Here is a 25370-nt window from a genome sequence, read left to right on the forward strand (position 1 = left end):
ATGTTACGTTATTCCATATAATTAAACAAAATACGGAGAAAAACAATCATTTTTACTATATTTTGTTATAAATTTGAATAATATTAATTAATACGATCCATTATAAGAGATTTTAGTTGAATACATACTATATGGTGTGTAAAATCTAAGCAAGTAGCAGTTTAAATATAAATTCGAGGTGAATGCATGCTAGATTTTAAGCAGTTAGAAACTTGTTTAAAAGACAAGAGATTTGTAGATGGATTACAGGAAATAAATAATGAAATTTCATATATAAAAGAAAAGAATACTTTATCCTATGTGAAGAATTGGCTGGCCAATATTCCTTCGCATAAGGAGCTCGATATATTAATTCGCCTTACTGATGAAGGGCTTATGCACCAATACAGTTCATTCCTCATTCGTTACGCTTATAAAAAATTCCCAAATATGAGAACGCTCTCTTTATATTGTGATGAGTTAATTGATGAGCGGAAAATTCTTGAAGCAGAGCAGTTGTTAAAATCTTCTTTAGAAGAGTTAAGTAAAGAAGAAATAGATGCAGATTTCTTAGCGAAAACATACTTTACGTTAGTACGATGTCTTTTAGAAATGAAACGAAACGAAGAAGCGTTAGTGTATATGCAAAAAGCAGAGGAGTACAGTATACGCGCAGTGTTTGATAAATGGGGCTACGTTTATATGCATACAGGTGAATGGGAGAAAGCGGAAGAACAATTTATTGCTGGCTTGCAGCATGAAGATTGTGAAGAGTTATCTACCTATTTATTATCACAATTGTATGCGAATAAAGGAGAACAAAAACGCGCGATACAGTTAATCGATGATGCAATTGTAAAATTCCCACAAGTACCATATTTTCATTTTGAGAAGATAAAGTATTTATTAGATTTAGAGCAATATGAAGAGATGTTAGCGGTAATAGATAACATAAATACTCAGCTGCCGTATCATGCCTATAATACTTACTTTATACATTTACGTGCAGAAGCACTGTACAAAATGAATAAATTTGCAGATTTACAAAAACTATTAAAAGAAGAAAAGAGTTTAAAAGAATCTTTATATCATAATTTAGAAAAAAATCCGGATGGAAAAAAGGTTCACTTGCCGATAGTTCCTATTGTACAAAAGGATAATTATTGTGTTCCGACAAGTTTAGAGATGATGTTGCGTATATGGGGAGAGAAACGTACACAAGATGAAATAGCAGAGTTTATTTTTGATATGACAGGTTCGAAGTTTTCAGATACTGTTTCTTATTTAGAAGAATTAGGTTATGAATATCGTTATTTTAAAGGGAATGAAGAGAATTATAAGAGACTGATTGACGAAGGAATTCCTGTTTTATTAAGTATAGATATTGAGCATGCTTCACACGTACAAGTTCTATCTGGATATGATGATACATTGCAAGCTTTCTATGTTCAAGATCCAAACTTTATAGAACCAGTTCTTGTGGAATATAGTAAATTACAAGAAAAATATCGTTATACAGGCTGTTTAGCAATCACGTTTGTTCCGAAAGAAAAGAAGGAGCAACTAGCGTTTCTAAGTGAGGAAGAAAATCGTTATTTTAAATCTATTTTTTCTCTTACGGATCATTTAGATGAACATGACAAAGAGGGGATTAGTAACTTAGTACAATTTTTAAAAGAAACGAGTGATAATCCAAATACGTGGTTATATACGATAAAGCACTTAGATGTTGAAGTAGATAAAGAATTTATTTTATATTGTATCGATAAGTTAATGGAAAAGTTTCCGAACTCGGACTTTGTTAAATTGCATGGTGCACAGTGTTTTATTCGTCTTCAGGAAGTAGAGAAAGCGGAGCAAATGCTGACAAGCGTTGAGACGAAAAATAATCGTGCTTTATATCATTTAATAAACGGAAGATATGCTTTTGAACAGGAAAGTTATCTAGAAGCGATTTCAAGCTTTCGTTCATCGTTACAATTAGACGCAGATCAGCCTATTGCTTGGAGTTTTCTCGCTTTATCCTATATGTATATTGATCAATCTGAAAAAGCATTGCAATACTCTCAAGTTGCGTTAGAGCGTAGTCCTGAAAGGTTCACTTTAACAAATCACGGTTTAATATTAATAGATTTAGAAAAATATGAAGAAGCATATGAGATCTTTAATGACTTGTTAAAAGAGTATAAATATGAAGCACATGTATGGTATGAACGAGCGAGATGTGCACATCAACTAGGAAAATTATATTTAGCAATAAAAGGGCTTAAAGTAGCGATTCATTTGGATAGTAATGCACCTTACATTTATACGAAACTTTCGGAAATATACGAATCTGATTTGAAGGATGAGGAAAGTGCGAAAGAAATTTTATTAAACGGTATTGAGAATTGTGATGATAAAGCACCTCTTTACGTAAAATTAGGTGACTATCATTTTCAAAATGATAGCTTGGAAGAAGCAGAAGTATTGTATAAGCGTGCTTTAGAAGAAAATGATGAGGATGTTTATTCTCACTTCGGACTTACACAAGTGTATATGGCAAGAGAACAATATAAGGAAGCAAAAGAATATATTCTTGGTCTTGAGAAGCAAATTGAAAAGAGCCAAGATTTCCTCATGAATGCAGGAATGGTTTTATGGGATGCTGAAATTGAACTTGGTGGAAATGAAGAAGGGTTTAAAGTAGCGCTATCTAAGTTAGAAAATGGTATAAAGAAAAGTGATTATAATGTAGCAAGTGCGTTAGATGAATATGTGAATCGAATTAAAGGAACGGAATTTGTACAACGAGGTATAGCATTTTTAAGAACGTTACACAAAGAAAGAAATGAAGTAAGTGAGTACGGTTGTTATGCAGGTATTTTATATGAATCTATTGGACAGTACGGCCAAGCGATGAAAAGATATAATAAGGCGATAGAACAAATGGAAACGGCATTACCGTATTACCGAATTGGCGAAACACTTATGGCATTAGGGCAATTGACGGAAGCAAAGCAGGCGTATGAAACATGTTTAGAGCTTGATGGGAATTTCGTAGGTGTACATTTACAGCTTGCGGAAATATACGAAAAAGAAGAAAACCGTTCTAAAGAACAAAGTCATATGGTTCAGGCGATGAAAGAAGAGCCGTTGCATATTAATATGGAATATTTGGCACAGCTTTCAGTAGATATGAATCTTCAGGAAGAATTGCTGACTGAACTAGAACAATTAGCGGACGAAGTACCTGAAATATGGCGTTTAGATGCGATTGCATATGTGTACGGAGCGATGAATGAAACAGATAAAGAACAAGCACAGATTGAATACGCGCTACAATTAGATGGTGAGCATATAGAAGTACTATATCATTATGCAAAAGTATTAGTGAAAAAAAGAAATGTAAAAGCAATTGAAGTTGCAATGAAAGTAATACAAAAAGATTTTGATAATGAACGTATATTTGATGTTTATGTAAAAGCAGTAGAGCAACATAAAAAATTGTCTAACATACGAGATTTTCTTCATACATTAAAGGTGAAAAAAGCAGAAAGAAGTACAGCATTCATGTATGCTGCAGCTGCGGTTACGGAAATATGGATTGAACGCCAGCTGCATGAACAGCCGAAACGATCTATCATTACGAGAGCTTTTTATCGTATGAAAAATCGTGCGAAAGAAATTTCAATGGTTACTATGATAATTGATTTATATGAAATCTCTTTAAAGTTAAATCCGAAAAATAGTATGGCAGCACAGCGATTTGCGCTATTTTATGAGAATGTAGAGATGAATAAAGAAGCAATAGAGATTCTACACACGTCACTAGAAAATAAATGGGATTATGACGTAGCGAAGCAACTTGCAAATCTTTTCGTTGAGTGCGAGGAAGAAGATATGTTAAGAGATGCTTTGGAATTAACGAAACAAATGGTTCGAGAACTACCAGATGATTATGATACTCTTCTTTTGCAAGCACAAGTATTCTTTAAAGCAGGGGAAGAAAGAAAAGCAGAAAAGATTATCTTACAATTAACAGAGCAAACACCGTTTGTAAGTAGAGCATTTCTTGCTTTAGGAGAAATATATCAAAGTCAAGAAAGGTTTGAAGAGGCAATTCATGTATTAGAAAATGCTTCTATACATCATCCAAATGAAACAGCAATTCTTCTTTCTTTAGCATCTTCATATCATGGTGCCGGCCAAACGATAAAGGCAGAAAAAATAACAAATGAAGTATTAATAATTGACGCGAGTGATTTGTTAGCAAGATATGATCGAGCTTGTTATTTAGCACAGTTAAATAGAAATGAAGAGGCGAAGGAAGAGCTTGAATTTGTCCTTCGTGAGGATGAATCGGGATTCTTTGCTGAACTTATTGAGGATGATGAAAATTTAGCAGCATTGCGAGAATTTGAAAAGTAATTGTATAAGAATAGGGAAAAAAGATAAGGATATATTTTGAATTAGTTGACAATTAGTTGCTAAATGGCATAAAATAACTTTTAACAAAGTATACAAATCTGAAGACGAGAAAGAGTAAAATAGTGAGCTGTTCTCCAGAGAGCCGGTATATTGCTGAAAGCCGGTGTGCAGACGTTATTTGAAAATCATCTCCGAGGAGCCGAGGCTGAAAGTAAGTAAGCCCGGACGGATGTCTACCGTTACAAAGAACACGTATGATAGTACGTTGCTAAGTGCTATTAGTGAAAAAGCTAATAGAATTAGGGTGGTATCGCGGGTAAACCCGTCCCTACTTTATAGGGACGGGTTTTTTATGTGCTTTAAAATATTCAAAGGAGTGATTGTATATGGAAAAAGTAGATGTAAAAGAATCAGCTGTAGGAAGAGAAATGCGAATTCGCAAACAGTGGAACGAACAAAATATTTTCGAACAATCAATTCAGAATCGAGAAGGCGCACAGTCTTTCGTATTTTATGAAGGACCACCAACGGCGAACGGACTACCGCATGTAGGTCATGCACTTGGACGAACAATTAAAGACTTAGTAGCAAGATATAAAACGATGGCTGGTTATAAAGTGTTAAGAAAAGCAGGATGGGATACACATGGTTTACCTGTAGAATTAGGCGTTGAGAAGCAACTTGGTATTTCTGGTAAACATGAGATCGAAGAATATGGCATTGAACCATTTATTCAAAAGTGTAAAGAGAGTGTTTTCACATATGAGAAGCAGTGGCGCGAATTCACTGAAAGTATTGGTTATTGGGTAGATATGGATGATCCATATGTAACTTTAAAGAATCCATATATCGAAAGTGTATGGCATATTTTGGGGACAATCCATGAAAAAGGATTGTTATATAAAGGACATAGAGTTTCACCATACTGCCCAAGCTGCCAAACCTCATTGAGCTCACATGAGGTTGCACAAGGGTATAAAACAGTAAAAGATTTAAGTGCAACTGTGAAGTTTAAAGTGAAAGATAGTAAAAATGAGTATTTCTTAGGTTGGACAACGACACCTTGGACACTTCCAGCAAACGTTGCGCTTGCTGTCCATCCAAATATAGAATACGTTAAAGCAAAACAAGAAAGTCATGTATACATTGTTGCGAAAGAACGTGTACAAGAAGTATTAAAAGAGAACTATGAAGTATTATCTGTTCATAAAGGCGAAGAATTATTAAACACATCTTATACAGCGCCATTTCCGATGAAAGAAGTTACAAATGGTTACCGCGTTATTGCAGCAGATTTTGTAACGGGAGATAGTGGTACAGGACTTGTTCATATTGCTCCAGCATATGGAGAGGACGATTATAGAGTTGTCCAAAGTGAAGGATTGTCATTCTTGCACGTTGTAGATGAAAAAGGTGAGTATACAGAGGCAGTACCATTTTTGAAAGGGAAATTTGTAAAAGATTGTGACGTGGATATCGTTCGTTATTTAGCGAAGGAAGGTTTACTGTATCATAAAGAAAAATATGAACATAGCTATCCGCATTGCTGGCGTTGTGATTCACCACTACTTTATTATGCAGGAGAAAGTTGGTTAATCCGAACAACTGCAATTAAAGATACATTTTTACAAAATAATGATTCTGTTACTTGGTATCCGGATCATATGAAACATGGACGTTTTGGTAAGTTTTTAGAAAATATGGTAGATTGGAATATTAGCCGAAATAGATATTGGGGAACGCCATTGAATGTATGGGAATGTGAAAGTTGTGATCATCAGTTCGCACCGAAAAGCATTGCCGAATTAAGAAAGCATAGTACGAAAGAAACACCAGAAGATTTGGAATTGCATAAGCCTTATGTAGATGAAGTGCAAGTCTGCTGCGGGAAATGCGGAGGCACAATGAATCGTACACCAGAAGTGATTGATGTTTGGTTTGATAGTGGTTCTATGCCATTTGCACAATATCATTACCCATTTGAAAATAAAGAGTTATTTGAAGAGCAGTTTCCAGCGGATGTTATTGCAGAAGGAATTGATCAAACACGCGGCTGGTTTTATAGTTTATTAGCAGTATCAGCACTATATACAGGAAAAGTACCGTATAAACGAGTGTTATCACTAGGGCATGTTTTAGATGAAGAAGGGCAGAAAATGTCTAAAAGCAAAGGAAATGCACTAGATCCAGTTGATTTAGTAGATAAATTTGGTGCAGATGCGCTAAGATGGGCTTTACTTGTTGATAGTGCCCCGTGGAATGCGAAGCGTTTTTCTGAAAGAACAGTACTGGAAGCGAAATCTAAATTTGTAGATACATTAGTGAATGTGTATAGCTTCTACGTTTTATATGCAAATTTAGATGAGTATAATCCGAAAGAAACGTATGATGTAAAGCTTACGAAATTAGACGAATGGGTATTATCAAGATTGCATAGTACAACGAAAAAAGTGAGAACTGCACTTGATGATTATCAATTTACGAATGCAGCTCGTGAAATTGCAGCACTTGTAGATGAAGTGAGTAACTGGTATGTAAGACGCTCACGTAATCGTTTCTGGGAATCTGGTATGAACGCTGAGAAAGCAGCTGCGTATGAGACACTTCATGAAGTGCTTGTAACAATTAGTAAATTAATTGCACCATTTACACCGTTTGTTGCGGAAGACATTCATCTGAATTTAGAAGGAAGAAGCGTTCATTTAGCCGATTATCCAGTTGTAAATGAATCACTACTTCAACCGAAATTAGAAGCGGAAATGGATGCTGTTTTACAAGTTGTTGAACTTGGAAGAAGTAACCGTAATCAGCATTCTTTAAAAGTAAAACAGCCGCTAGCAGAACTTGTATTACTTGAGCATAACGAGAATGATATGGATTGGGAATCTTATCGTGATATCGTTATGGATGAGTTAAATGTAAAAGCGTTCCATGTTGAACTCGATGAAACAAAATACACATCATATCAATTGAAGCTTAATTTTAAAACAGCGGGGCCAAAATTCGGTAAAAATGTGAATGCAGTGAATGGTTGGCTAAAACAATTATCACAAGAAGAAGTACAAAACTTTGTATCAACAGGAAGAGCAGTTTACGAAGCAACACTAGGAGAAGAAGTAGTTGTAACTGCTGACGATGTGTTAGTTGAGAAAGTTGCAAAATCAGGATTCTCTAATACGACTAACGGACAATATACAGTTATGTTAGATACGAATGTAACGGAAGAATTGTTACAAGAAGGAGTAGCGCGTGAATTCATTCGTGCGGTTCAAGAATATCGTAAACAGTTGAATTTACCAGTTAATTTACGAGTCGATATTATTCTTGATACAGAAGAAGAACTACAGCGAACGTTAACGAACCATAAAGATTTATTGGAAGAAAACTTACTCGTTAAACAATTTACATTTGGTAACTTAACGAACGAAGACGATGAACTTTCTTTAGGTGAAACAAAACTTAGAATTAAATTAAGTGCAGCTAATTAAAGAAAAAAGGAAGTTGGAATGATTCCAACTTCCTTTTTTGTATGATTAGAATTTATTTGACTATACATTCGATAGGACCACTAGCAATTGTCTTTTTTCATAGCGTACCGAACACAATACCGTAGGAATATATTTCTACAGTATTGTGTTCAATTCATACATAAATATTGAGAAAATTTCACTTACTCTAAATGGAAAGGTAATAGAAGTGTTCATAGAGAATTACTCGTAGATTCAATTTTTATCCATCCGTTTTGCGGGGAATGATTGCCTAGTGGTAATGGGATAAGGTTGAGCTACTTTATTAGGGGGAGTGGTTCTATGTTTAATAAAAAAATGGTGGCAATGGCAATGACTGTGCCGTTAGTAATGGGGACAATTTCTACGGTTTCGGCATTGGAAAAACAACAGCAAGTAAAGTTAGAAGCTTATTCACCGCAGAAAAAAGCAACTGAATATTTAAAAGAAAATGCTGCGCAGTATGGATTGAAAACAGATCTTTCAGACTTGCAATATATTTCTACAACAGAAACATCAGTAGCTTCATATGTTAGGTTCCAACAAGTTGTTAATGGTGCACCTGTATTTTCAAAACAAATAACAGTTACGCTTAACGGAGAGGGAAAGGGAGTACTCGCTGTTTCTGATTATCAGCCTGTTACAGGTGTGAAGGAAGTAACGACAAAAATTAGTGAAAAAGATGCAATACAAAAATCAATGGCGTATGTTGGAGAAGCAAGTGAGCAAAATTTATGGGCTCCTACAGATAAAGAGTTCGGATATATTGTTGAAGAAGGAATTGCTCGTCCAGTATATAAAGTTGTAGTCCATTCTAATAATCCATTTGGTGCGTGGGAAACATTTATTGATGCAGAAAATGGAAAGTTAATTAAAAAAGTTGATATAAACCGAAAAGTAGAAGGAACAGGAAAAGTATTTTTACCTAACCCTGTCGTATCAAGCGGGAGTTTAGTGGGATTAAAAGATAATAATGATGCAGATTCTACAGCGCTAACGAATCAATTAAAAACTGTTACTTTAAAAGGCTTAGATGGGACAGGTTTTTTAATTGGAGAGTATGTAACGATTTCTTCAAAAGCGAGAACAAAATCTACAAACTTACAATTCAACTATACACGTGCAAATGATAGCTTTGAAGATGTAATGTCATATTATCATATTGATACATTGCAACGTTATATTCAAAGTCTAGGGTTTAAAAATATTAATAATCGTTCGATTAAAGTGAATGTGAATGGAACAACAGCTGATAACTCATTCTATTCACCGACAACGAAAGCTTTAACATTTGGTACTGGCGGTGTTGATGATGCAGAAGATGCTGGAATTATCGCACATGAATACGGACATTCGATCCAAGATAACCAAGTTCCTGGCTTTGGTAGTTCAACAGAAGGCGGAGCGATGGGAGAAGGATTTGGTGACTTCTTAGGTGCTACGTATGAAGATGCTGTATCGACAACAGGATATGGAAAAGCATGTGTTGGAGAGTGGGATGCGGCAGCTTACTCTAGTTCAGATCCAACGTGCTTACGCCGATTAGATACGAATAAAGTGTATCCGAAAGATATAAAAAATCAAGTACATGCTGACGGTGAAATTTGGTCACAAGGTCAATACGAAATGGCACAAGCTTTTGGCCGTGATGTAGCAACAAAAATCATTTTACAATCACACTGGTCATTAACACCAAACTCTAAATTCAGTGATGGAGCGAAAGCGATTAAGCAAGCGGATGCTCTTTTATATGGCGGACAACATGCTGCTGATATCGATCGCATTTGGGCAGCGAGAGGCATTAGTACGAATTAATATAAAAAGTCGTGGCATTTATAAGCCACGACTTTTTAATTTGCTTAAGAGCTGGTACTAGTAAGTAAAGCTATATCAATGATAGTGTGAATATATCCGTATCCCATTTACTTTTTAGCTTCTTTAAAAACAAAATGCTCTTTAAATTTTCTAGATTCAACTTTTTGACCATTTCGCATCGATCGGAATGGGTGTTCTTGCCATGTAATAATAACATCAACTTCATCTGCTTTTGTAGCAACGGGTAAATTAGCGTGTTCAAATCCAGTTTTTCCACTTGCCAAACGACTTTCCTTTAGGGAAAAGAGTTCATATTTCGTTTTCTTATTTGGTTCGTTGCGGAATACTTCGACATTTACATTATATACTTCACTATTCCCGACATTCTTTACTGAAAAATGATATGTTTGAAATTCCTCTTTTTTAGCTTGAAGCATATTCTTGTTTGTTTTTTTCGGTTTATCAATATTCACTTGCCATTGATCAGAGTTTTGAGAGATTGGTAAAGATTTTGGTGAATAGGCATACGTTTCGTTTACTACAATTAAGCAAAACAAAAGGAGAAAGAAACTAATTGCTTTTTGCATATACACACCTCGCTTTAAAATTTTTATTAATATGCGTAAATGAATTAGTTTTTATGTAAAAATTGGAAAATATGAAAGGTGTAATTTTGGATTTAATACATAAGAATATGTATTACAAAATTAACTTTTCACACTTTAGAAGAAGTTAGGAGTTATAAAACCAGAATGTTTCAAAAAAAGCTTGCGTTTTATAAGGTAAGGAGTTAGAATACTCTGTAAATATAAAAAGTGATGATCAGGAAAAGTACATGGTGCAAAGGTCTACAGAGAGCAGCCGGTTGCTGGGAAGGTTGCGATACCGCATGATGGAAAGACACCTGTGAGTGTTGCTTTGAACGTGATTATTAGTAAAAGCAAACGGTACCTACCGTTATCAGGGCTAAGATAGTCAGTATGACAATTTGGGTGGTACCGCGGAAAAAATCCGTCCCTATTTTTATAGGGGCGGATTTTTGTATTCTTTGAAAGGGGGTGAGTGACCGTGGATGATGACGATGACAACAATAACGTAAATAAATATAAAATTACTGGAGGGAAAAATAATGGATTCAATAATGAAGCGTTCACTCACAAAAGAATGTACAAAGCAAAGTGGAAAGGTTGTATTACTTCAAGGATGGGTAAAAAAGATTCGACATCTTGGAAATGTTAGTTTTTTATTATTACGGGACAGAACAGGAGTAATTCAATGTGTATTAGAAAATGAATTGGCTGGATATAAAGTTGATGTAGAAAGTATCGTCCATGTAATTGGTGAAATAGTCGAGACGTCGAAAACAGAATTAGGTGTTGAAGTACTTGCTCATGAAGTGAAAGTAATAAACGGTGCAGAACCACTTCCATTTGAAATAAATAAAAAGAAGTTACAAGTTGGCTTAGATCAATTATTGAATGAGCGGGTACTCTCATTAAGACATGAGCGAACTGCAGCGATTTTTAAAGTAAAATCTACACTCGTTCAGAGCTTTAGTGAAGTTCTAATAGAGAACGATTTCACACGAATATTTACTCCAAAAATTGTTTCGCAAGGGGCAGAAGGAGGAGCGAATGTTTTTAAGCTTCCATACTTCCAAAGAGAAGCTTATTTAGCACAATCACCACAGTTCTATAAGCAAATGATGGTGGCTGGGGGACTAGAACGAGTTTTTGAAATTGCACCTGTATATAGAGCGGAACACCATAATTCTTCCCGTCATTTGAATGAATATATATCGTTAGACGTAGAGCTTGGATTTATTCATGATTTTTATGAAGTGATGCAACTAGAAACGGATGTTTTACGATATATGTTTCAACAAGTAGCAAAAAAATGTGAAAAAGAACTACAACTATTACAAATAGAAGTACCTGTTATTACTGAAATACCGAAAATCACATTGTTAGAAGCACAAGAAATTTTGAAAAGTAAGTATCGTAAAGAATCTCCTGTAGAGGATTTAGATACAGAGGGTGAGAAGTTACTAGGGAAATATGTGAAGGAAATATATAATAGTGAATTTGTTTTCATTACACATTATCCGAAAGAAGCGAGACCGATGTATACGATGCCGAATAAAGAGAATCCATCTATTACTGATTCGTTTGACTTATTATATAAAGGGTTAGAAATAACGTCAGGGGCACAGCGGATTCATAATCATGAAATGTTACTCGCTTCGTTTAAAGAAAAACGATTACATCCAGAGAAATTTCAATCTTATTTAAATACATTTCGATATGGTTGTCCACCACATGGAGGTTTCGGAATTGGGTTAGAAAGGGTTGTATATAAACTTTTAGAATTAACAAATGTACGAGAGGCTAGTGCTTTTCCGAGAGATTGTACTCGTCTTATACCGTAAAAAGAATCTTCGCGATTTTCGCGAAGATTCTTTTTTTATAGTTCGTTTGAAAAGGTGAAAATATAGACTATTTCTTTTGCTAATAAGCTTAGTAAAAGTCAGTTGAAATATGAACCATTTCGACAAAAAAAATCAATATATCCCTTGACAGTTACAAATATAACAGATATACTTCATAGTAATTTCAAAAGAAAATATATTCTAAATATTAAAATGTGTTGAATAGGAGTAGTAAGGTCATGTATTTGTACAGAGAGCTATGGGTTGGTGCGACATAGTCAAATGACATCCTGAACTCGCCTAGGAGCAGTAAGGTGGAACGGAATCACATTCTTAGTAAATCTTAACGGTTAACCTTCGATATTAGGTTTGTAATCAAACGATTACTACTAAGGTGGATTCATAATGGAATCAATAAGGGTGGTACCGCGTTAAGTAAATGGCTTAGCGTCTCTTTATATAGAGATGCTAGGCCATTTTTTTATTATATGGAAGAAGAAATGGAGGGTTTATTTGAATAGGTTTATAAAATTTATTTATTTATATAAAAAGATTTAATTAGGAGGAAAATGAGATGAAACAGACGGAGCAATGGACTTCGAAATTAGGTTTTATAATGGCGGCAGCCGGATCAGCAATTGGACTTGGTGCGATATGGAAGTTCCCTTATATCGCTGGGAAGAGTGGGGGAGGAGCGTTCTTTTTAATATTTATATTATTTACTGTTTTAATTGGACTACCGCTACTTATAGCTGAATTTATGATTGGACGCAGTACGCAGAAACAAGCAGTTGGAGCATTTAAAAGCATCGCACCAAATACAGGATGGCATTGGATTGGACGCCTTGGTGTTGGAACTTGTTTTATACTACTTTCGTTTTATAGTGTTGTAGGTGGATGGGTATTAATTTATTTATTCAGAGGAATAACTGGACAACTGATTACTCCAGGACAAAATTACGGTACATTATTTACTGAAACAATTGGGAATCCTGCTTGGGCTATTATGGGACATTTCGCTTTTATGTTCATTACGATATGGGTTGTATCAAAGGGTGTACAAAACGGAATTGAAAAAGCAAGTAAATATATGTTGCCAGCATTGTTCGTTTTATTTGTCGCTCTTATTATTCGTTCGTTAACACTTGATGATGCAATGAAAGGTGTGAAGTTTTTCTTACAACCAGATTTCTCAAAGATTACTTCGGAAAGTATTTTGTTCGCAATGGGGCAATCATTCTTTGCAATTAGTATCGGGATTTCAATTATGGTTACGTATAGTTCCTATTTAAATAAAAAAGAAAGTTTACCAAAATCAGCAATAACAATTGTTGGATTAAATTTATTTGTTTCATTATTTGCAGGTCTTGCTATTTTTCCAGCCGTATTTTCATTAGGAATGGAGCCAACAGAAGGACCTGGATTACTGTTTATCGTATTACCATCTGTATTTAGTCAAATCCCATTCGGTGGATTTTTCTTAACAGTATTTCTTGCACTATTTACATTTGCGACATTAACATCAGCATTTTCTCTACTAGAAACTGTTGTTTCAGCATTAGCAAATGGTGAACAAGAAAGAAGAACGAAATTATCATGGATGATCGGCTTCTGCATTTTCTTAGTAGGTATACCATCTGCGTTATCATTTGGAGTATGGAGTGATATTACGATTTTTGGAAAGAATATTTTTGATGCAGTAGACTTTTTATCTAGTAATATATTAATGCCACTTGGAGCACTATTTATTAGTATTTTCGTTTCATTCAAAATGGAGAAGAAGGTACTAGAAGCAGAGTTTTTTGTAGGTGGAAATTATGGAAAGAAAGTATTTACTTGTTGGGTATTTTTACTTCGATTTGTAGCACCGCTCGCAATCATTATCGTCTTTTTAAATGTAATAGGGATTATTTAACAATAAATGTTATAATATTCAGTAAAAAAAGAAGATGGTGATGTTTATGGCGAATTTGATAGAAACAGGAGAGTATATGAATATTAGAGGGAAAAAGCTATACGTTGAAACACATGGAAATCCTAAAAATAAGCCAGTCTTATACTTGCATGGTGGACCAGGAGAGAGTTGTTATGATTTTTCATTTCATCAAGCGGAACGTTTAAAAGATTCTCTATATGTAATTATGATAGATCAAAGAGGTGTTGGTCGTTCAGAAGAAATTACTGAAGACGAAGCTTTTGGATTAAATGATTTGATTGAAGACTGTGAGGAATTAAAAAAAGTATTACAAATTGAGAAGTGGTCTATAATTGGACATTCTTTCGGTGGATATGTAGCATTGCTTTATGCGTCGATATATCCAAGTTCAATAGAGAAAATAATATTTGAAGGACCAACTTTTGATTTTGCATTAACAAGTAGAGCTTTGTTGCAAAAGACAGGGCATTTATTAAAAAAGTATGGAAAAGAAGAAGTAGCAAAAGAGTGCTTTGCTTATTCATCTAGCGATGCTAGTTCAGAAGAGTTGTTAGAAGCTTATATAAGATTAAGCGCTGAATTAGAAGAAAAAAGAATGGAGATTTACAATAATAAGGAAGATAGGACAGATGAGAGTTTATACAGTGATGAAGAGTGGGAAATATTTTCAAATCGCTCCAAAATGCACTTTGATAGATTAAAATTAGAGGGAGCATGTCATACATCATTATTATCAAAAATAAAAGATGTACAAAATCTAATGTTATTAATTGTAGGAAAACATGATGTAGTAACGTGTGAAGAACAAATTAAAACATTTAATAAAGATGCCCGAAACGGCAAGTATATCGTATTTGAAGAGAGCGGCCATTCACCTCATTATGAGGAAGCAGATAGATTTGCAGAAACAGTCATACATTTTTTGAAATGAAGAAAAGGGTGCTTCTATAAATGAGAGGCACCCTTTCTAAATTTCTGAATATGTGATTGTGATGTTAGGCCACTTACTTTGCCAATTCTTTTTTATAACTCTGTTTTTGTACATATGTAATCGTTCTTTCGATTCAAGAAAGTGAGCTGTTGGTTTCACTTGTAAGGAAAGGACATCTTCAATACCACATGGGGCTGTTAAGATAACGTTGTTTAGTTCATCAAGTGTAACTCCTAAAGCCGTTGCTGTTTCAGGGAATTTAGAAATAGCATTAACAGAAGAAGAATATGGTGGCATATTATTCACTACATGCATACGAGCTTGATTTTTTACAGACCAAGGGATAGTAGCATCAATATTCATTAATTTCGTTTCTAATGATTGTTCGTATATCTCATCTTGATGTAGACTATCATAATAAATCACATCAACATCAGGCATAGCCGTTTTCGCTTCATAGTCATGTAAAGTATCCCAAATTTTAGAACGAACAAATCCGGCACAAATCCACCAATCAGGTAGCTCTAGTGATTTTGCCATTTGTAATACATTCATCATCCATTCGTCGTTTTCTATTAAGCGAATGATATCTTGTTCTGTTTGTATAGTCATTTGTTATCTCACCTGCTTTTTTTAGAGAGTAAATTTAATTCATAAGCTTTATAATCCATGTAATCCAGTAAGCACCTGGTATGAATAACAGTTGAGCTAGTAATGTACCAAAAAGTCTAGAAATCATTAGCCAAGCATACATTTTACTCATTGCTTCAGCACCTTCTTCTGATTGAAGAGCTCGCTCTGTTAAAAGAGCAATACGTGGATCTAGTAGCACTGTTAATAAAATAGTAGCAAAACCATTAATAAGACCGGAAGCTGTAGTGGCTTTTGTTGCGAAAGCTGGAATTAAAAAAGAAGCATATAGTGCGGAAAGAACTCCCGCTGTATAAATAGCAGTAGCAAACATGTTAATAAGCATAATACGCTTTGGAATACCACCGATACGCAGTCTATGAATCATTTCTAACTTTGGAAAGCGGACATATTTTTTTGTGTACTTTAATTTTTGAATGTTATTCGTTTTCATCATTCGAATGAAAGAACCGTCTGTTTCAAAGTTTTGAATGACATATCCAAATAGTTTTGTCAAAGTTGGATACAGTATAATCGCAAGCAATGTACCGATAGAAGCAGATAATAGTACAAGACGTATAATATGCTCTAAATCAATAGAAGGATCTAGTTTTGCTTCGTCCACAATCCCGCCAAGTAAAAAGGCTTGTAGTAAGTTTGACGTTCTTGAAATGAGTAATACGATTCCTACGACGGATAATGCGACAGCAATCTTCTTTAAACGAACCCCCGCTAATCGAATACTATAAGAGCTTGTTTCAACTGCGTGAATCACAATTGTGAAAGCCATTATAAAAATTAACGTAATTGACATTTGTTTCACCAGTTTCTATTAAAATAATTGTAACTTTTTTACTTTATCATATCTATCGTATTTTGTAACTGAAAGTATGTGACATATGGAAATTGATTTTTCGAAAAATAGATAATGATAGTATAATAGGGAGAAGTGGAAGAGATGTTAGCACTTATTTATACCGTAAATTAAGTGGAGGAATGAAGCATGTATAAAACATTTCTATTTGATTTAGATGGAACTTTAACGGATCCGAAAGAAGGGATTGTAAACTCGGTTTTATATGCATTAAAAAAAGTAGGAATTGAAGAAGTACATATAAGTGAGCTAGATTCATTTATAGGTCCTCCTATTCAGCAATCATTCATAGAGAGATATAATATGAGTGAAGGAGAGGTTGAGCGTGCTGTTTTTTACTTCCGTGAGTATTTAAAGCAGCGTGGATTGTTTGAAAATAATGTATACGAGGGGATTCTGAAGCTCTTGCAACAATTAAAAAGTTCAGGGAATCGCATATCCGTAGCAACTTCAAAGCCACTGTATTTGCGAAACAAGTTATAGAGCATTTTCAATTAACGAATTATTTCGAAGACATCATTGGAAGTAATTTAGATGGTACGAGAATAAAAAAAGAAGAAATAATTGCTCATATTTTACAAACACATGAAGAACTAAATAAAGAAGAAATGATAATGATTGGTGATAGAAAGCACGATATAATAGGTGCAAATCAGAATGGAATTGCTTCAATTGGTGTTTTATATGGCTATGGCTGTGAAAAAGAACTGACTGAAGTTAGTGCGACCTACATAGTGAAAGATGTTGAAGAACTGTATCATTTTTGTGTAGAGAAAAATTTAATACAGCAGTAAATATAGATTCTAGCAATCCCTTTATAACGTATGACGATGAATTCGTTTCTGTTTAAAGGGATTTTTCATATGTAATCGAATAATTATAATTAGACATTTTTAGCATAAAAATTTGTATGAATAAGAGGAGGGATGTCAGAATTAAAAGGTTAGTAGAAATTTATCAATAAAATTTTGAATATTCTGTTTAATGGAGGGGTAAAATTGGAGTTAGTTATTATATTATTAGCACTAAGTTTACTTATGTTCGTAGCATACAGAGGTTTTTCTGTTATTTTATTCGCGCCGATATTTGCATTATTTGCAGTATTTTTGACAGAACCTAGTTATGTATTACCTTTCTTTTCTAATATCTTTATGGAGAAAATGGTTGGATTTATAAAATTATATTTTCCTGTGTTTTTATTAGGAGCAATATTTGGAAAAGTAGTGGAAATGTCAGGAATTGCAGATTCTATCGCAAAAACAATTATTGAGTTAGTTGGTGAAAAACGTACTATATTAGCGATTGTATTAATGGGGGCTATTTTAACGTATAGTGGTGTTAGTGTGTATGTAGTAGTGTTTGCTGTTTATCCGTTCGCAGCTAAGTTGTTTCGACAAGCTAATATTCCAAAGCGTTTAATCCCTGGAACGATTGTTCTTGGAGCAGTAACGTTTACAATGGATGCGCTACCTGGATCACCACAAATTCAAAATGTAATACCTACAACATTTTTTAAAACGGATATTTATGCTGCACCGATACTTGGGATTGTAGGAGCAATTTTTGTTCTTACATTAGGTTTACTATATTTAGAGAGTAGACGTAAGAAGGCAAAAGCAGCAGGTGAAGGATATTTTGGTTTTAATGATGGAAATACTGAAATGGCAGCATCTTTGCAAGTAGAACAAAAAAATATGCCATTAATTAATAACATTGAAATCACAAGAGCACAACAACTTATTGCATTTATACCACTTATTTTAGTAGGTGTAATGAATAAAGTGTTTACTATTATGATACCGAAGTGGTATCCAAGCGGTTTTGATTTTTCTGCAATTGGTATGAAAGCATTTGGAAAAGTAGAATTAAGTGCAGTAGTAGGAATTTGGTCTGTAGAATTGGCACTTATTATAGGGATCTTAACAACGTTATTATTATATTGGAATCGAGTAGTAACAGGTTTCCAAGCTGGATTGAATACAAGTATTGGTGGAGCGCTACTTGCAACGATGAATACAGGAGCTGAGTTTGGATTCGGTGGTGTCATTGCAGCACTTCCAGGCTTCGCAATTATGAGAGATGGCATCTCTGCTACTTTCACAAATCCGTTAGTGAATGGTGCAGTAACGACGAATATTTTAGCTGGAATTACAGGTTCGGCATCAGGAGGAATGGGAATAGTATTAAGCGCAATGGGAGATAAATTTATTGCAGCGGCCAATCAATTTGATATTCCATTAGAAGTTATGCACCGTATCGTATCAATGGCATCAGGAGGAATGGATACACTACCACATAACGGGGCTATTATTACTATTCTTACAGTAACGGGATTAACACATAAACAGTCATATAAAGATATATTTGCTATTACTATTTTGAAAACGGTTGCTGTATTTTTAGTTATCGCATTCTATACTTTAACAGGACTCTATTAAAAAATTTGAATCGTAAAGATTCATCAAATCGATAATTTATATTATAAAATATTAATTAGGATAAGAAGGGGTGGGGGACTTGCAAGAGGTTTCTGAGTTTCGTATGCCAAAGTCGGTATTATATGGAAGGAATTCGCTTGAAAAACTGGGAGAACAATCAAAAAAGTTAGGGAAAAGAGCTTTTATAGTTACTGATACAATTATGGAGAAATTAGGATATGTTGAAAAGTGTATGCAACAACTAAATAAGAAAGGTATTACTGTTAGTACATATAATAAAGTGGATGCTGAGCCTACAAATATACACGTATTAGAAGCGTTATCTCTTTGTAAAGAGGAAAAGTGCGATTTTATTATTGGTATTGGTGGTGGAAGTTGTATTGATGCTGCGAAAGCAGTAGCGGTTTTATATACAAATGGTGGAGAAGTTGAGGATTATGTCCAAAAGGATATTGAAATAGAAAACAATCCACTACCACTTATTGCAATTCCAACAACTTCTGGTACTGGTTCGGAAGTTACAAGTGTAGCAGTAATTACGAATAAAAAAACAGATGTAAAAATGATGATGAAGCATCCTAGTTTTATACCGAAAGTAGCAATTATAGATCCAGTTTTGACAAGTTCGTTACCACCACAAATTACGGCAGCAACAGGAATAGATGCGTTATGTCATGCGATTGAAGCTTATATTTCTAAATTTTCACAACCACTTACAGATGTACTTGCTCTTTCAGCTATTGAAAGTATTATGAAATATTTACGTATAGCATATGAAGATGGACGTAATATGGAGGCAAGAGAAGCGATGATGATTGCTTCCTTACAAGCTGGAATTGCATTTTCTAATGCATCAGTTACATTAGTTCATGGAATGTCAAGGCCAGTGGGAGCATTATTTCATGTACCGCATGGAATATCAAATGCCATACTATTACCTACAGTGTTAGAGTTTACGAAAACAAGTGCAGTGAAAAGGTTAGCAAAAATTGGACGTAACTTAAATAAGGATTTGTATTCGAATTCTGATGAGGAAGTAGCAGACTATACGCTTTGGGAAATAAAAAAGCTTTGCTATGATCTTCGTATTCCAAATTTAAAAGAATACGGAATCGATGAAATTGAATTTGAAAATGCTATCTCTAAAATGGCATCAGATGCAATTGAAAGTGGTAGCCCAGCTAATAACCCACGTGTTCCATCATATGATGAAATCAAAGAGTTGTATCGAGAGTGTTTTAATTATAAGTATAAAGAATTTATAAAAATATCAGATCATTAATTTCAGAATATTCTATAAAAATTTCCTTGGAAATGAAAGTACAATTATTCTATATTTACGTTAAAACAAGACCTTATATTCCAAACTTAAAGTCTTGTTTTATTGTGTATAATATACATAATAAAATGTTGTTATTAGTTTTATAAAAAAGTTTAGGTAGGTGTTGTTTATATGAAAACGATAGGTCTTATAGGTGGTATGAGTTGGGAATCAACTTCAGAATATTATCGAATTATTAATGAAGAAATAAAAGAGAGATTAGGAGGGCTACATTCAGCAAAATGTTTGATTAATAGTGTGGATTTTGAAGAGATTGAACGATGTCAGTCTAGCGGAGATTGGGATGGTGCTGGAGAAATTCTAGGAATGCGGCATATTCATTACAAAAGGGAGGAGCAGACTTTATAATTATTTGTACAAATACAATGCATAAGGTAGTTGGAAAAATAAAGGCGAAAATTGATATTCCAGTCTTACATATTGCTGATGCAACTGCAAAAGAAATTAAAAGAAAAGACATTCAAAAGGTTGGTCTGCTTGGAACTAAATATACAATGGAGCAAGATTTCTATAAGTCACGTATAGAAGAAAATAATATAAAAGTAATAGTACCATCAGAAAAAAATAGAAAAGAAATAAATAAAGTAATATATACAGAATTATGTTTAGGAAAAATAGTATCTCAATCTAGAGAATATTATAAAAGAGTCATCGAAGAGTTAGTGCAAAAAGGAGCACAGGGAATCATATTAGGTTGTACAGAAATAGGATTATTAATAAAGCAAGAAAACGTATCTGTCCCGATATTTGATACAACTCATATACATGCAATTGAAGCAGTCAAGGTAGCTCTAGATAGAGTATAATTATATTATGTAAACTTGATTCGTATATCTGGAAAACATTCAGAAAATATTTTATAATGTAAGTGGTTACATTTAAGGGGGAATGCGTATGTTTTCAGTTCAACCAATCGCATTTGTACATAATGAAAGAAAGGAAATAAAAGATGATGAGTGGGGAGAAGTAAGATCCTATATTACTTTAACTGAAATGTATGCAGAAGAAAGTATACAAGGGATTGAAGATTTTTCTCATATTGAAGTTGTTTTTTATTTTCATAAAGTAACTGACGAGCAAATTCAGTATTTTGCTAGACATCCTAGAAATAATAAGGATTATCCTGAAGTAGGTATTTTTGCACAGCGCGGGAAAAATCGTCCGAATCGCATAGGTGTAACAATTGTCAAGATGATCAAAAGAGAAGGTAAATCAATTATTGTTGAGGGATTAGATGCTATTGATGGCACTCCTATATTGGATATAAAACCAATAATGAAAGGGTTTATGCCGACAGAAGAAATACACCAGCCTAAATGGGCAACGGATATAATGAGACAGTATTGGAAGGGGAATGGAGTAAAATGAGAATATATGAGGCAACAATTGCAGATTTAGATGGACTAGCATCAGTTTTTAATAACTATCGCATATTTTATAGACAAGATTCTGATTTAGAAGGGGCAAAAGTATTTTTACGAAATCGAATTGAGAGAAAAGAGTCCGTTATTTTCGTAGCAGTTGAAGACGGCGAATATATTGGGTTCACGCAACTATATCCATCATTTTCTTCTATTTCAATGAAAGAATTATGGATTTTAAATGATTTATTTGTACAAGCGGCGAAGCGTGGAGCCGGAACAGGTAAAAAATTATTAGAAGCTGCTAAAGAATACGCATTAGAAAATGGAGCAAAAGGTGTAAAATTGCAAACAGAGATTGATAATTTATCAGCACAACGATTATACGCTGAAAATGGCTATTTGAGAGATAATCGTTATTTCCATTATGAATTAACGTTTTAAATAATAATAGATTAAAAGAGGCGCTTTCATTTTGAAAACGCCTCTTTTAATTTGTATTATAGTTGATTTAAAATCCAGTTTGTTGCATCTTCAAAGTTATCTGCAATGTAGTTTGGTTCAATATGTGCCCATTTGTCTCGGTACGTATGCAAAGCATCATACCCAGCGCCTGTTCGGACTAGAATCGTTGTCGCATTTACTTTTGCCCCTGCAACAATATCAGTCCAGCGATCGCCAACTACAGCACATTGTGTTAAATCAAGTCCATGTTTTTTTGCTGCTTTAAGCAGCATGCCTGTACTTGGTTTACGGCATTCACAACCATCACCGTGTTTATGAGGACATACATAAACATCATCAAAACCGAAGCCTTCTAATTCTTGTACAAAATCGGCTACAGTTGCTATTCCATCTGCGATACCAGGTTGATTTGTGAAAGAGAAAATTTTTATATTTTTAGCTTTTAGTTTTTGCAAGGATGTTTTTGTGAATGGAAATAATGAAAAAGATCCTGGATAATGTATTGTAGTGTCACCACCAATTGTACCGTCACGATCAATGAAAATTGCTTTAATGTTTGTCATAGTTATAGTCCCTTCAATTTATAAGTAGTTTAAAAATGTTTTACAAATCGGTAGCCATTTACCTCATAGCCTAATTTTTTGTAAAAAGGATGAGCTTCTACTCTTTTTGTTCCACTAACTAGCCATGTGCCAATGCAATTATGTTTCTTTGCTAATTGTTCTGCATAATCCATCAAAACTTGTCCAATGCCTTTACGTCGTATGTTAGAATCAACGCTAATAATTGAAATCTCTCCATAACGTGTTACATCTTCTAAATTTTCACGTATACGAAATCCAAGTAATCCAAATATAGCTTCTTCTTCCTCGTAAACATATAAAAAATCAAACGGACTCATTTGTACGAATTGTAATCGATTGTTCATATCTTCATAGGAAATAGAGGAACCTTTTAATTCTTTCGTTAAAGAACAAAGTGCGTCTATATCATCTATCGTTGCTTCACGAATTTGAAAAGACATATTATCCACTCCAATAAAATGTAATCAAACATTTAATATTCTGTTAAAAAATGTTTTTTCCTGCCATAAAAATAAATATTTTATAATGATATATAGATAGTTATATGTTATTCTTTTCCTTGATTGTAACAGTTATATTTTTACAGTTTTATTTATTGCCAGCTGTGGTAGGCAGTGTTGTTTTTATTTTATTAATTGTATGGATTGTATTTCTACCATTAAAAAAGAGCCATTGACGGCTCTTTTTCTAGTCTGTAACACATTGATAAATAAAATATACTAAAACGAGTATACTTGCGGCGGAATACATGACATCTAAAGTCATCTGATCGCCTCCTTATTGTTGTTGTATTTTTATTGTATGAAATCTTACAATTTCATATTCAAGTGAAAAATATGTGAACGTTAACAAAATTGTAAAGTGCAAAAATTATAATCATTTTGTATAATAGAAGAAACCACCGTTATATAAAAAATAATGAGTGAAAGGGGAGGGAACATAAATGCCAAATTGGTTTAGAAAAACCTTAGTCGCATTAATTACCGTATTTACATTTGGTTTAGTGACGCCTCCTTCCATATTACTTGATAATGCCAAAGCTGCGGACAAGCCTACGAGCACAGCTGGGCAACAAAGTTTGGAGAGCACGTCCTATACATATGAAGAAACGAATGACAGGTTAACCACCGATACTTTTATTACTTATGCAATGCAAGAAGCAGAGAAGCAGTCGATGCAAAAGTTTGGTACTAAAATTGGTCCAGTAATTGAAGATGAATTTAAAGATGTAATATTACCAAAAATTGAAGAGGCAATTGCTGAGCTTGCTAGTGATGTACCAGAAGACTCACTACAATCATTAGCGATTTCTCAAAAACCAGCTGGTGGAAATAATGAAAAGATTTTTCACGTCTACGATACGAAATCAGGAAATGATTTATTGCGTTTCCATGTAAGAAGAGATCATCCGCCGCAAGATGGTTATTATTTTAATTTCCATTATCACCGTTTTGATGATGGATACTCTGGACATCATGAGTTAGGAAATATTTATTGGAATACAAATGTACCGCCGAAATGGTTGTCTTAAAAAGAACAAGAGAAAATCTTGTTCTTTTTTATTTTTATAGAAGGGACAGACAACTATGTTGTTGAATAACATAGGTTTAGAAAAAAGAAGCAAAAGGAGTATGGAGATGCAAAAATATATTGTTTTTGACTTTGATGGCACATTAGTAGATTCACAAAATATATTTGTACGGATTTATAATCAACTTGCTGAAAAACATGGGTATAAAGCAGTAAAGGAAGAAGAAATTGAGCATTTACGTAAATTAACGATGCCAGAGAGATGTAAACAACTTGATGTACCACTGTATAAATTACCGATATTAGCGTTGGAATTTTATAAATTATATCAGCCTGCTATAAAAAATCTCGTTTTGTTCCATGGAATGAAAGATGTATTAGATAAACTACATAAAAAAGGCTACGGAATTGCAGTCATATCATCGAACTCAGAAGAGCATATTCGGGCTTTTTTACACAAGAATGGTATCGAAAATATTCAAGAAGTGTATTGTTCTAAAAATTTGTTTGGTAAAGATAAAATGATAAAAAGGTTTTTAAAATCGAAAAAAATAACAGAGAAAGATATGTTATACGTTGGTGATGAACAGCGAGATGTAGCAGCGTGTAAAAAGGCTGAAGTGAACGTAATTTGGGTATCTTGGGGATATGATGTTATTGAAACAGTGAAAAAAGATGCACCAGATTATATGGTTCATAAGCCGATGGAAATTGTGGAAGTAGTACAAGGAGCGTATTCTTAATATGAATACACTTCGAGCAGGCATTCATCATATTGAATTTTGGGTAGCGAATTTGGAGGAGTCCATTTGTTTTTATAATAAGTTGTTTTCCATAATTGGATGGAGAAAGTTAAATGAAGTAGCATATAGCACAGGAGAAAGTGAAATATATTTTAAAGAAGTAGATGAGGAAATCGTAAGGACGTTAGGGCCTAGACATATTTGTTATCAAGCTATTCATAGAGAGGTAGTTGATGAAGTAGCAGATTTTCTTTCTAGTACGAAAGTGAAGGTAATACGTGGTCCAATTGAAATGAATCATTATTCGGAAGGTTACTATACGATTGATTTTTACGATCCAAATGGATTTATTGTAGAAGTTGCCTATACACCAAATGCAGAAATGTAAGGGGAATAGA

18 protein-coding genes, 2 pseudogenes and 3 other annotated features are annotated in these 25370 nt (G+C 34.0%); of the genes and pseudogenes, 15 read left to right on the forward strand and 5 right to left on the reverse strand.

The features are described from left to right. Positions 1–186 precede the first annotated feature (186 nt). The 3 genes from AC0OM3_RS23470 (at position 187) to AC0OM3_RS23480 (ending at position 9710) form a co-directional block, all read left to right on the forward strand. Positions 187–4389, forward strand: a complete 4203-nt coding sequence (locus AC0OM3_RS23470) for a tetratricopeptide repeat protein (protein WP_474213121.1) — start codon at positions 187–189, stop codon at positions 4387–4389. Between the two features lie 92 nt (positions 4390–4481). Next, positions 4482–4722, forward strand: a binding site (T-box leader). Between the two features lie 53 nt (positions 4723–4775). Next, on the forward strand, positions 4776–7877 hold the full coding sequence (gene ileS, locus AC0OM3_RS23475) for an isoleucine--tRNA ligase (protein WP_061884115.1): 3102 nt from the start codon (positions 4776–4778) through the stop codon (positions 7875–7877). Between the two features lie 321 nt (positions 7878–8198). Beyond that, a complete protein-coding gene (locus AC0OM3_RS23480; protein WP_000482279.1) occupies positions 8199–9710 on the forward strand; it encodes a M36 family metallopeptidase in 1512 nt (503 codons plus the stop codon). Positions 9711–9817: 107 nt separating this feature from the next. Here the strand turns inward: AC0OM3_RS23480 and AC0OM3_RS23485 are convergent, their stop codons facing one another. Further along, positions 9818–10297 (reverse strand): hypothetical protein, encoded by a 480-nt coding sequence (locus AC0OM3_RS23485; RefSeq protein ID WP_001167917.1) that lies wholly within the window; start codon positions 10295–10297, stop codon positions 9818–9820. 222 nt (positions 10298–10519) lie between these two features. Beyond that, positions 10520–10732, forward strand: a binding site (T-box leader). A gap of 107 nt (positions 10733–10839) precedes the next feature. Here AC0OM3_RS23485 and aspS point away from each other — a divergent pair. From aspS to AC0OM3_RS23500, 3 genes are all read left to right on the forward strand, one after another. Next, positions 10840–12138, forward strand: a complete 1299-nt coding sequence (aspS, locus tag AC0OM3_RS23490) for an aspartate--tRNA(Asn) ligase (RefSeq protein WP_474213122.1) — start codon at positions 10840–10842, stop codon at positions 12136–12138. Positions 12139–12347: 209 nt separating this feature from the next. Continuing rightward, positions 12348–12596: a binding site (T-box leader), on the forward strand. Positions 12597–12712: 116 nt separating this feature from the next. Then, complete coding sequence (locus AC0OM3_RS23495) at positions 12713–14053, forward strand: sodium-dependent transporter (protein ID WP_000814540.1); 1341 nt, start codon at positions 12713–12715, stop codon at positions 14051–14053. A 46-nt stretch (positions 14054–14099) separates the two neighbouring features. Then, positions 14100–15005, forward strand: coding sequence for an alpha/beta fold hydrolase (locus AC0OM3_RS23500; protein WP_074594794.1), 906 nt, complete (start codon positions 14100–14102; stop codon positions 15003–15005). A 36-nt stretch (positions 15006–15041) separates the two neighbouring features. On the opposite strand, the gene AC0OM3_RS23505 is transcribed toward AC0OM3_RS23500, so the two are convergent. Both AC0OM3_RS23505 and AC0OM3_RS23510 read right to left on the reverse strand, forming a co-directional pair. Next, entirely contained in the window at positions 15042–15617 is a 576-nt protein-coding gene (locus tag AC0OM3_RS23505) for a nucleotidyltransferase family protein (RefSeq protein ID WP_046946357.1), read from the reverse strand. 34 nt (positions 15618–15651) lie between these two features. Then, positions 15652–16449, reverse strand: coding sequence for a lipid II flippase Amj family protein (locus AC0OM3_RS23510; RefSeq protein ID WP_000028911.1), 798 nt, complete (start codon positions 16447–16449; stop codon positions 15652–15654). A 189-nt stretch (positions 16450–16638) separates the two neighbouring features. On the opposite strand from AC0OM3_RS23510, the pseudogene AC0OM3_RS23515 reads away from it, so the two are divergent. The 6 genes and pseudogenes from AC0OM3_RS23515 to AC0OM3_RS23540 all read left to right on the forward strand — a co-directional run bounded on the left by AC0OM3_RS23515 (position 16639) and on the right by AC0OM3_RS23540 (position 22094). After that, positions 16639–17303: pseudogene (locus AC0OM3_RS23515) on the forward strand (HAD family hydrolase). Positions 17304–17507: 204 nt separating this feature from the next. Next, entirely contained in the window at positions 17508–18947 is a 1440-nt protein-coding gene (locus AC0OM3_RS23520) for a GntP family permease (RefSeq protein ID WP_046946355.1), read from the forward strand. Between the two features lie 79 nt (positions 18948–19026). Continuing rightward, entirely contained in the window at positions 19027–20229 is a 1203-nt protein-coding gene (locus AC0OM3_RS23525; protein ID WP_001158671.1) for an iron-containing alcohol dehydrogenase, read from the forward strand. A gap of 171 nt (positions 20230–20400) precedes the next feature. Then, a pseudogene (locus AC0OM3_RS23530) lies at positions 20401–21095 on the forward strand (aspartate/glutamate racemase family protein). 88 nt (positions 21096–21183) lie between these two features. Further along, positions 21184–21657, forward strand: a complete 474-nt coding sequence (locus AC0OM3_RS23535; protein WP_046946354.1) for an SAM-dependent methyltransferase — start codon at positions 21184–21186, stop codon at positions 21655–21657. Further along, positions 21654–22094 carry a GNAT family N-acetyltransferase gene (locus AC0OM3_RS23540; protein WP_001223853.1) on the forward strand — a complete coding sequence of 147 codons (441 nt, stop codon included), beginning with the start codon at positions 21654–21656 and terminating at the stop codon, positions 22092–22094. Before AC0OM3_RS23535 ends, AC0OM3_RS23540 begins: the two co-directional genes overlap by 4 nt. A 56-nt stretch (positions 22095–22150) precedes the next feature. On the opposite strand, the gene AC0OM3_RS23545 is transcribed toward AC0OM3_RS23540, so the two are convergent. After that, the gene (locus tag AC0OM3_RS23545) at positions 22151–22678 is read right to left on the reverse strand and encodes an HAD-IIIA family hydrolase (protein WP_000181773.1); all 528 of its coding nucleotides are present in this window, start codon (positions 22676–22678) and stop codon (positions 22151–22153) included. 29 nt (positions 22679–22707) lie between these two features. Then, entirely contained in the window at positions 22708–23139 is a 432-nt protein-coding gene (locus AC0OM3_RS23550) for a GNAT family N-acetyltransferase (protein ID WP_000009776.1), read from the reverse strand. Positions 23140–23642: 503 nt separating this feature from the next. Between AC0OM3_RS23550 and AC0OM3_RS23555 the strand changes: the two genes are divergently transcribed. The 3 genes from AC0OM3_RS23555 (at position 23643) to AC0OM3_RS23565 (ending at position 25360) form a co-directional block, all read left to right on the forward strand. Beyond that, positions 23643–24230: a YpjP family protein gene (locus tag AC0OM3_RS23555; RefSeq protein WP_001134421.1), complete on the forward strand. Its 588-nt coding sequence runs from the start codon at positions 23643–23645 to the stop codon at positions 24228–24230. A 106-nt stretch (positions 24231–24336) separates the two neighbouring features. Next, positions 24337–24972, forward strand: a complete 636-nt coding sequence (locus AC0OM3_RS23560) for an HAD family hydrolase (RefSeq protein WP_001175004.1) — start codon at positions 24337–24339, stop codon at positions 24970–24972. Between the two features lies 1 nt (position 24973). After that, entirely contained in the window at positions 24974–25360 is a 387-nt protein-coding gene (locus tag AC0OM3_RS23565) for a VOC family protein (RefSeq protein ID WP_001094649.1), read from the forward strand. The last annotated feature ends 10 nt before the right edge of the window (positions 25361–25370 follow it).

The sequence above is a fragment of the Bacillus sp. FAU20 genome, from assembly GCF_056033865.1.

Excerpts from the sequence above, each read along its gene's own strand:
- AC0OM3_RS23470 (WP_474213121.1), top strand. The coding sequence starts at position 187 with ATGCTAGATTTTAAGCAGTTAGAAACTTGTTTAAAAGACAAGAGATTT.
- ileS (WP_061884115.1), top strand. The coding sequence starts at position 4,776 with ATGGAAAAAGTAGATGTAAAAGAATCAGCTGTAGGAAGAGAAATGCGA.
- AC0OM3_RS23480 (WP_000482279.1), top strand. The coding sequence starts at position 8,199 with ATGTTTAATAAAAAAATGGTGGCAATGGCAATGACTGTGCCGTTAGTA.
- AC0OM3_RS23485 (WP_001167917.1), bottom strand. The coding sequence starts at position 10,297 with ATGCAAAAAGCAATTAGTTTCTTTCTCCTTTTGTTTTGCTTAATTGTA.
- aspS (WP_474213122.1), top strand. The coding sequence starts at position 10,840 with ATGGATTCAATAATGAAGCGTTCACTCACAAAAGAATGTACAAAGCAA.
- AC0OM3_RS23495 (WP_000814540.1), top strand. The coding sequence starts at position 12,713 with ATGAAACAGACGGAGCAATGGACTTCGAAATTAGGTTTTATAATGGCG.
- AC0OM3_RS23500 (WP_074594794.1), top strand. The coding sequence starts at position 14,100 with ATGGCGAATTTGATAGAAACAGGAGAGTATATGAATATTAGAGGGAAA.
- AC0OM3_RS23505 (WP_046946357.1), bottom strand. The coding sequence starts at position 15,617 with ATGACTATACAAACAGAACAAGATATCATTCGCTTAATAGAAAACGAC.
- AC0OM3_RS23510 (WP_000028911.1), bottom strand. The coding sequence starts at position 16,449 with ATGTCAATTACGTTAATTTTTATAATGGCTTTCACAATTGTGATTCAC.
- AC0OM3_RS23535 (WP_046946354.1), top strand. The coding sequence starts at position 21,184 with ATGTTTTCAGTTCAACCAATCGCATTTGTACATAATGAAAGAAAGGAA.
- AC0OM3_RS23540 (WP_001223853.1), top strand. The coding sequence starts at position 21,654 with ATGAGAATATATGAGGCAACAATTGCAGATTTAGATGGACTAGCATCA.
- AC0OM3_RS23545 (WP_000181773.1), bottom strand. The coding sequence starts at position 22,678 with ATGACAAACATTAAAGCAATTTTCATTGATCGTGACGGTACAATTGGT.
- AC0OM3_RS23550 (WP_000009776.1), bottom strand. The coding sequence starts at position 23,139 with ATGTCTTTTCAAATTCGTGAAGCAACGATAGATGATATAGACGCACTT.
- AC0OM3_RS23555 (WP_001134421.1), top strand. The coding sequence starts at position 23,643 with ATGCCAAATTGGTTTAGAAAAACCTTAGTCGCATTAATTACCGTATTT.
- AC0OM3_RS23560 (WP_001175004.1), top strand. The coding sequence starts at position 24,337 with ATGCAAAAATATATTGTTTTTGACTTTGATGGCACATTAGTAGATTCA.
- AC0OM3_RS23565 (WP_001094649.1), top strand. The coding sequence starts at position 24,974 with ATGAATACACTTCGAGCAGGCATTCATCATATTGAATTTTGGGTAGCG.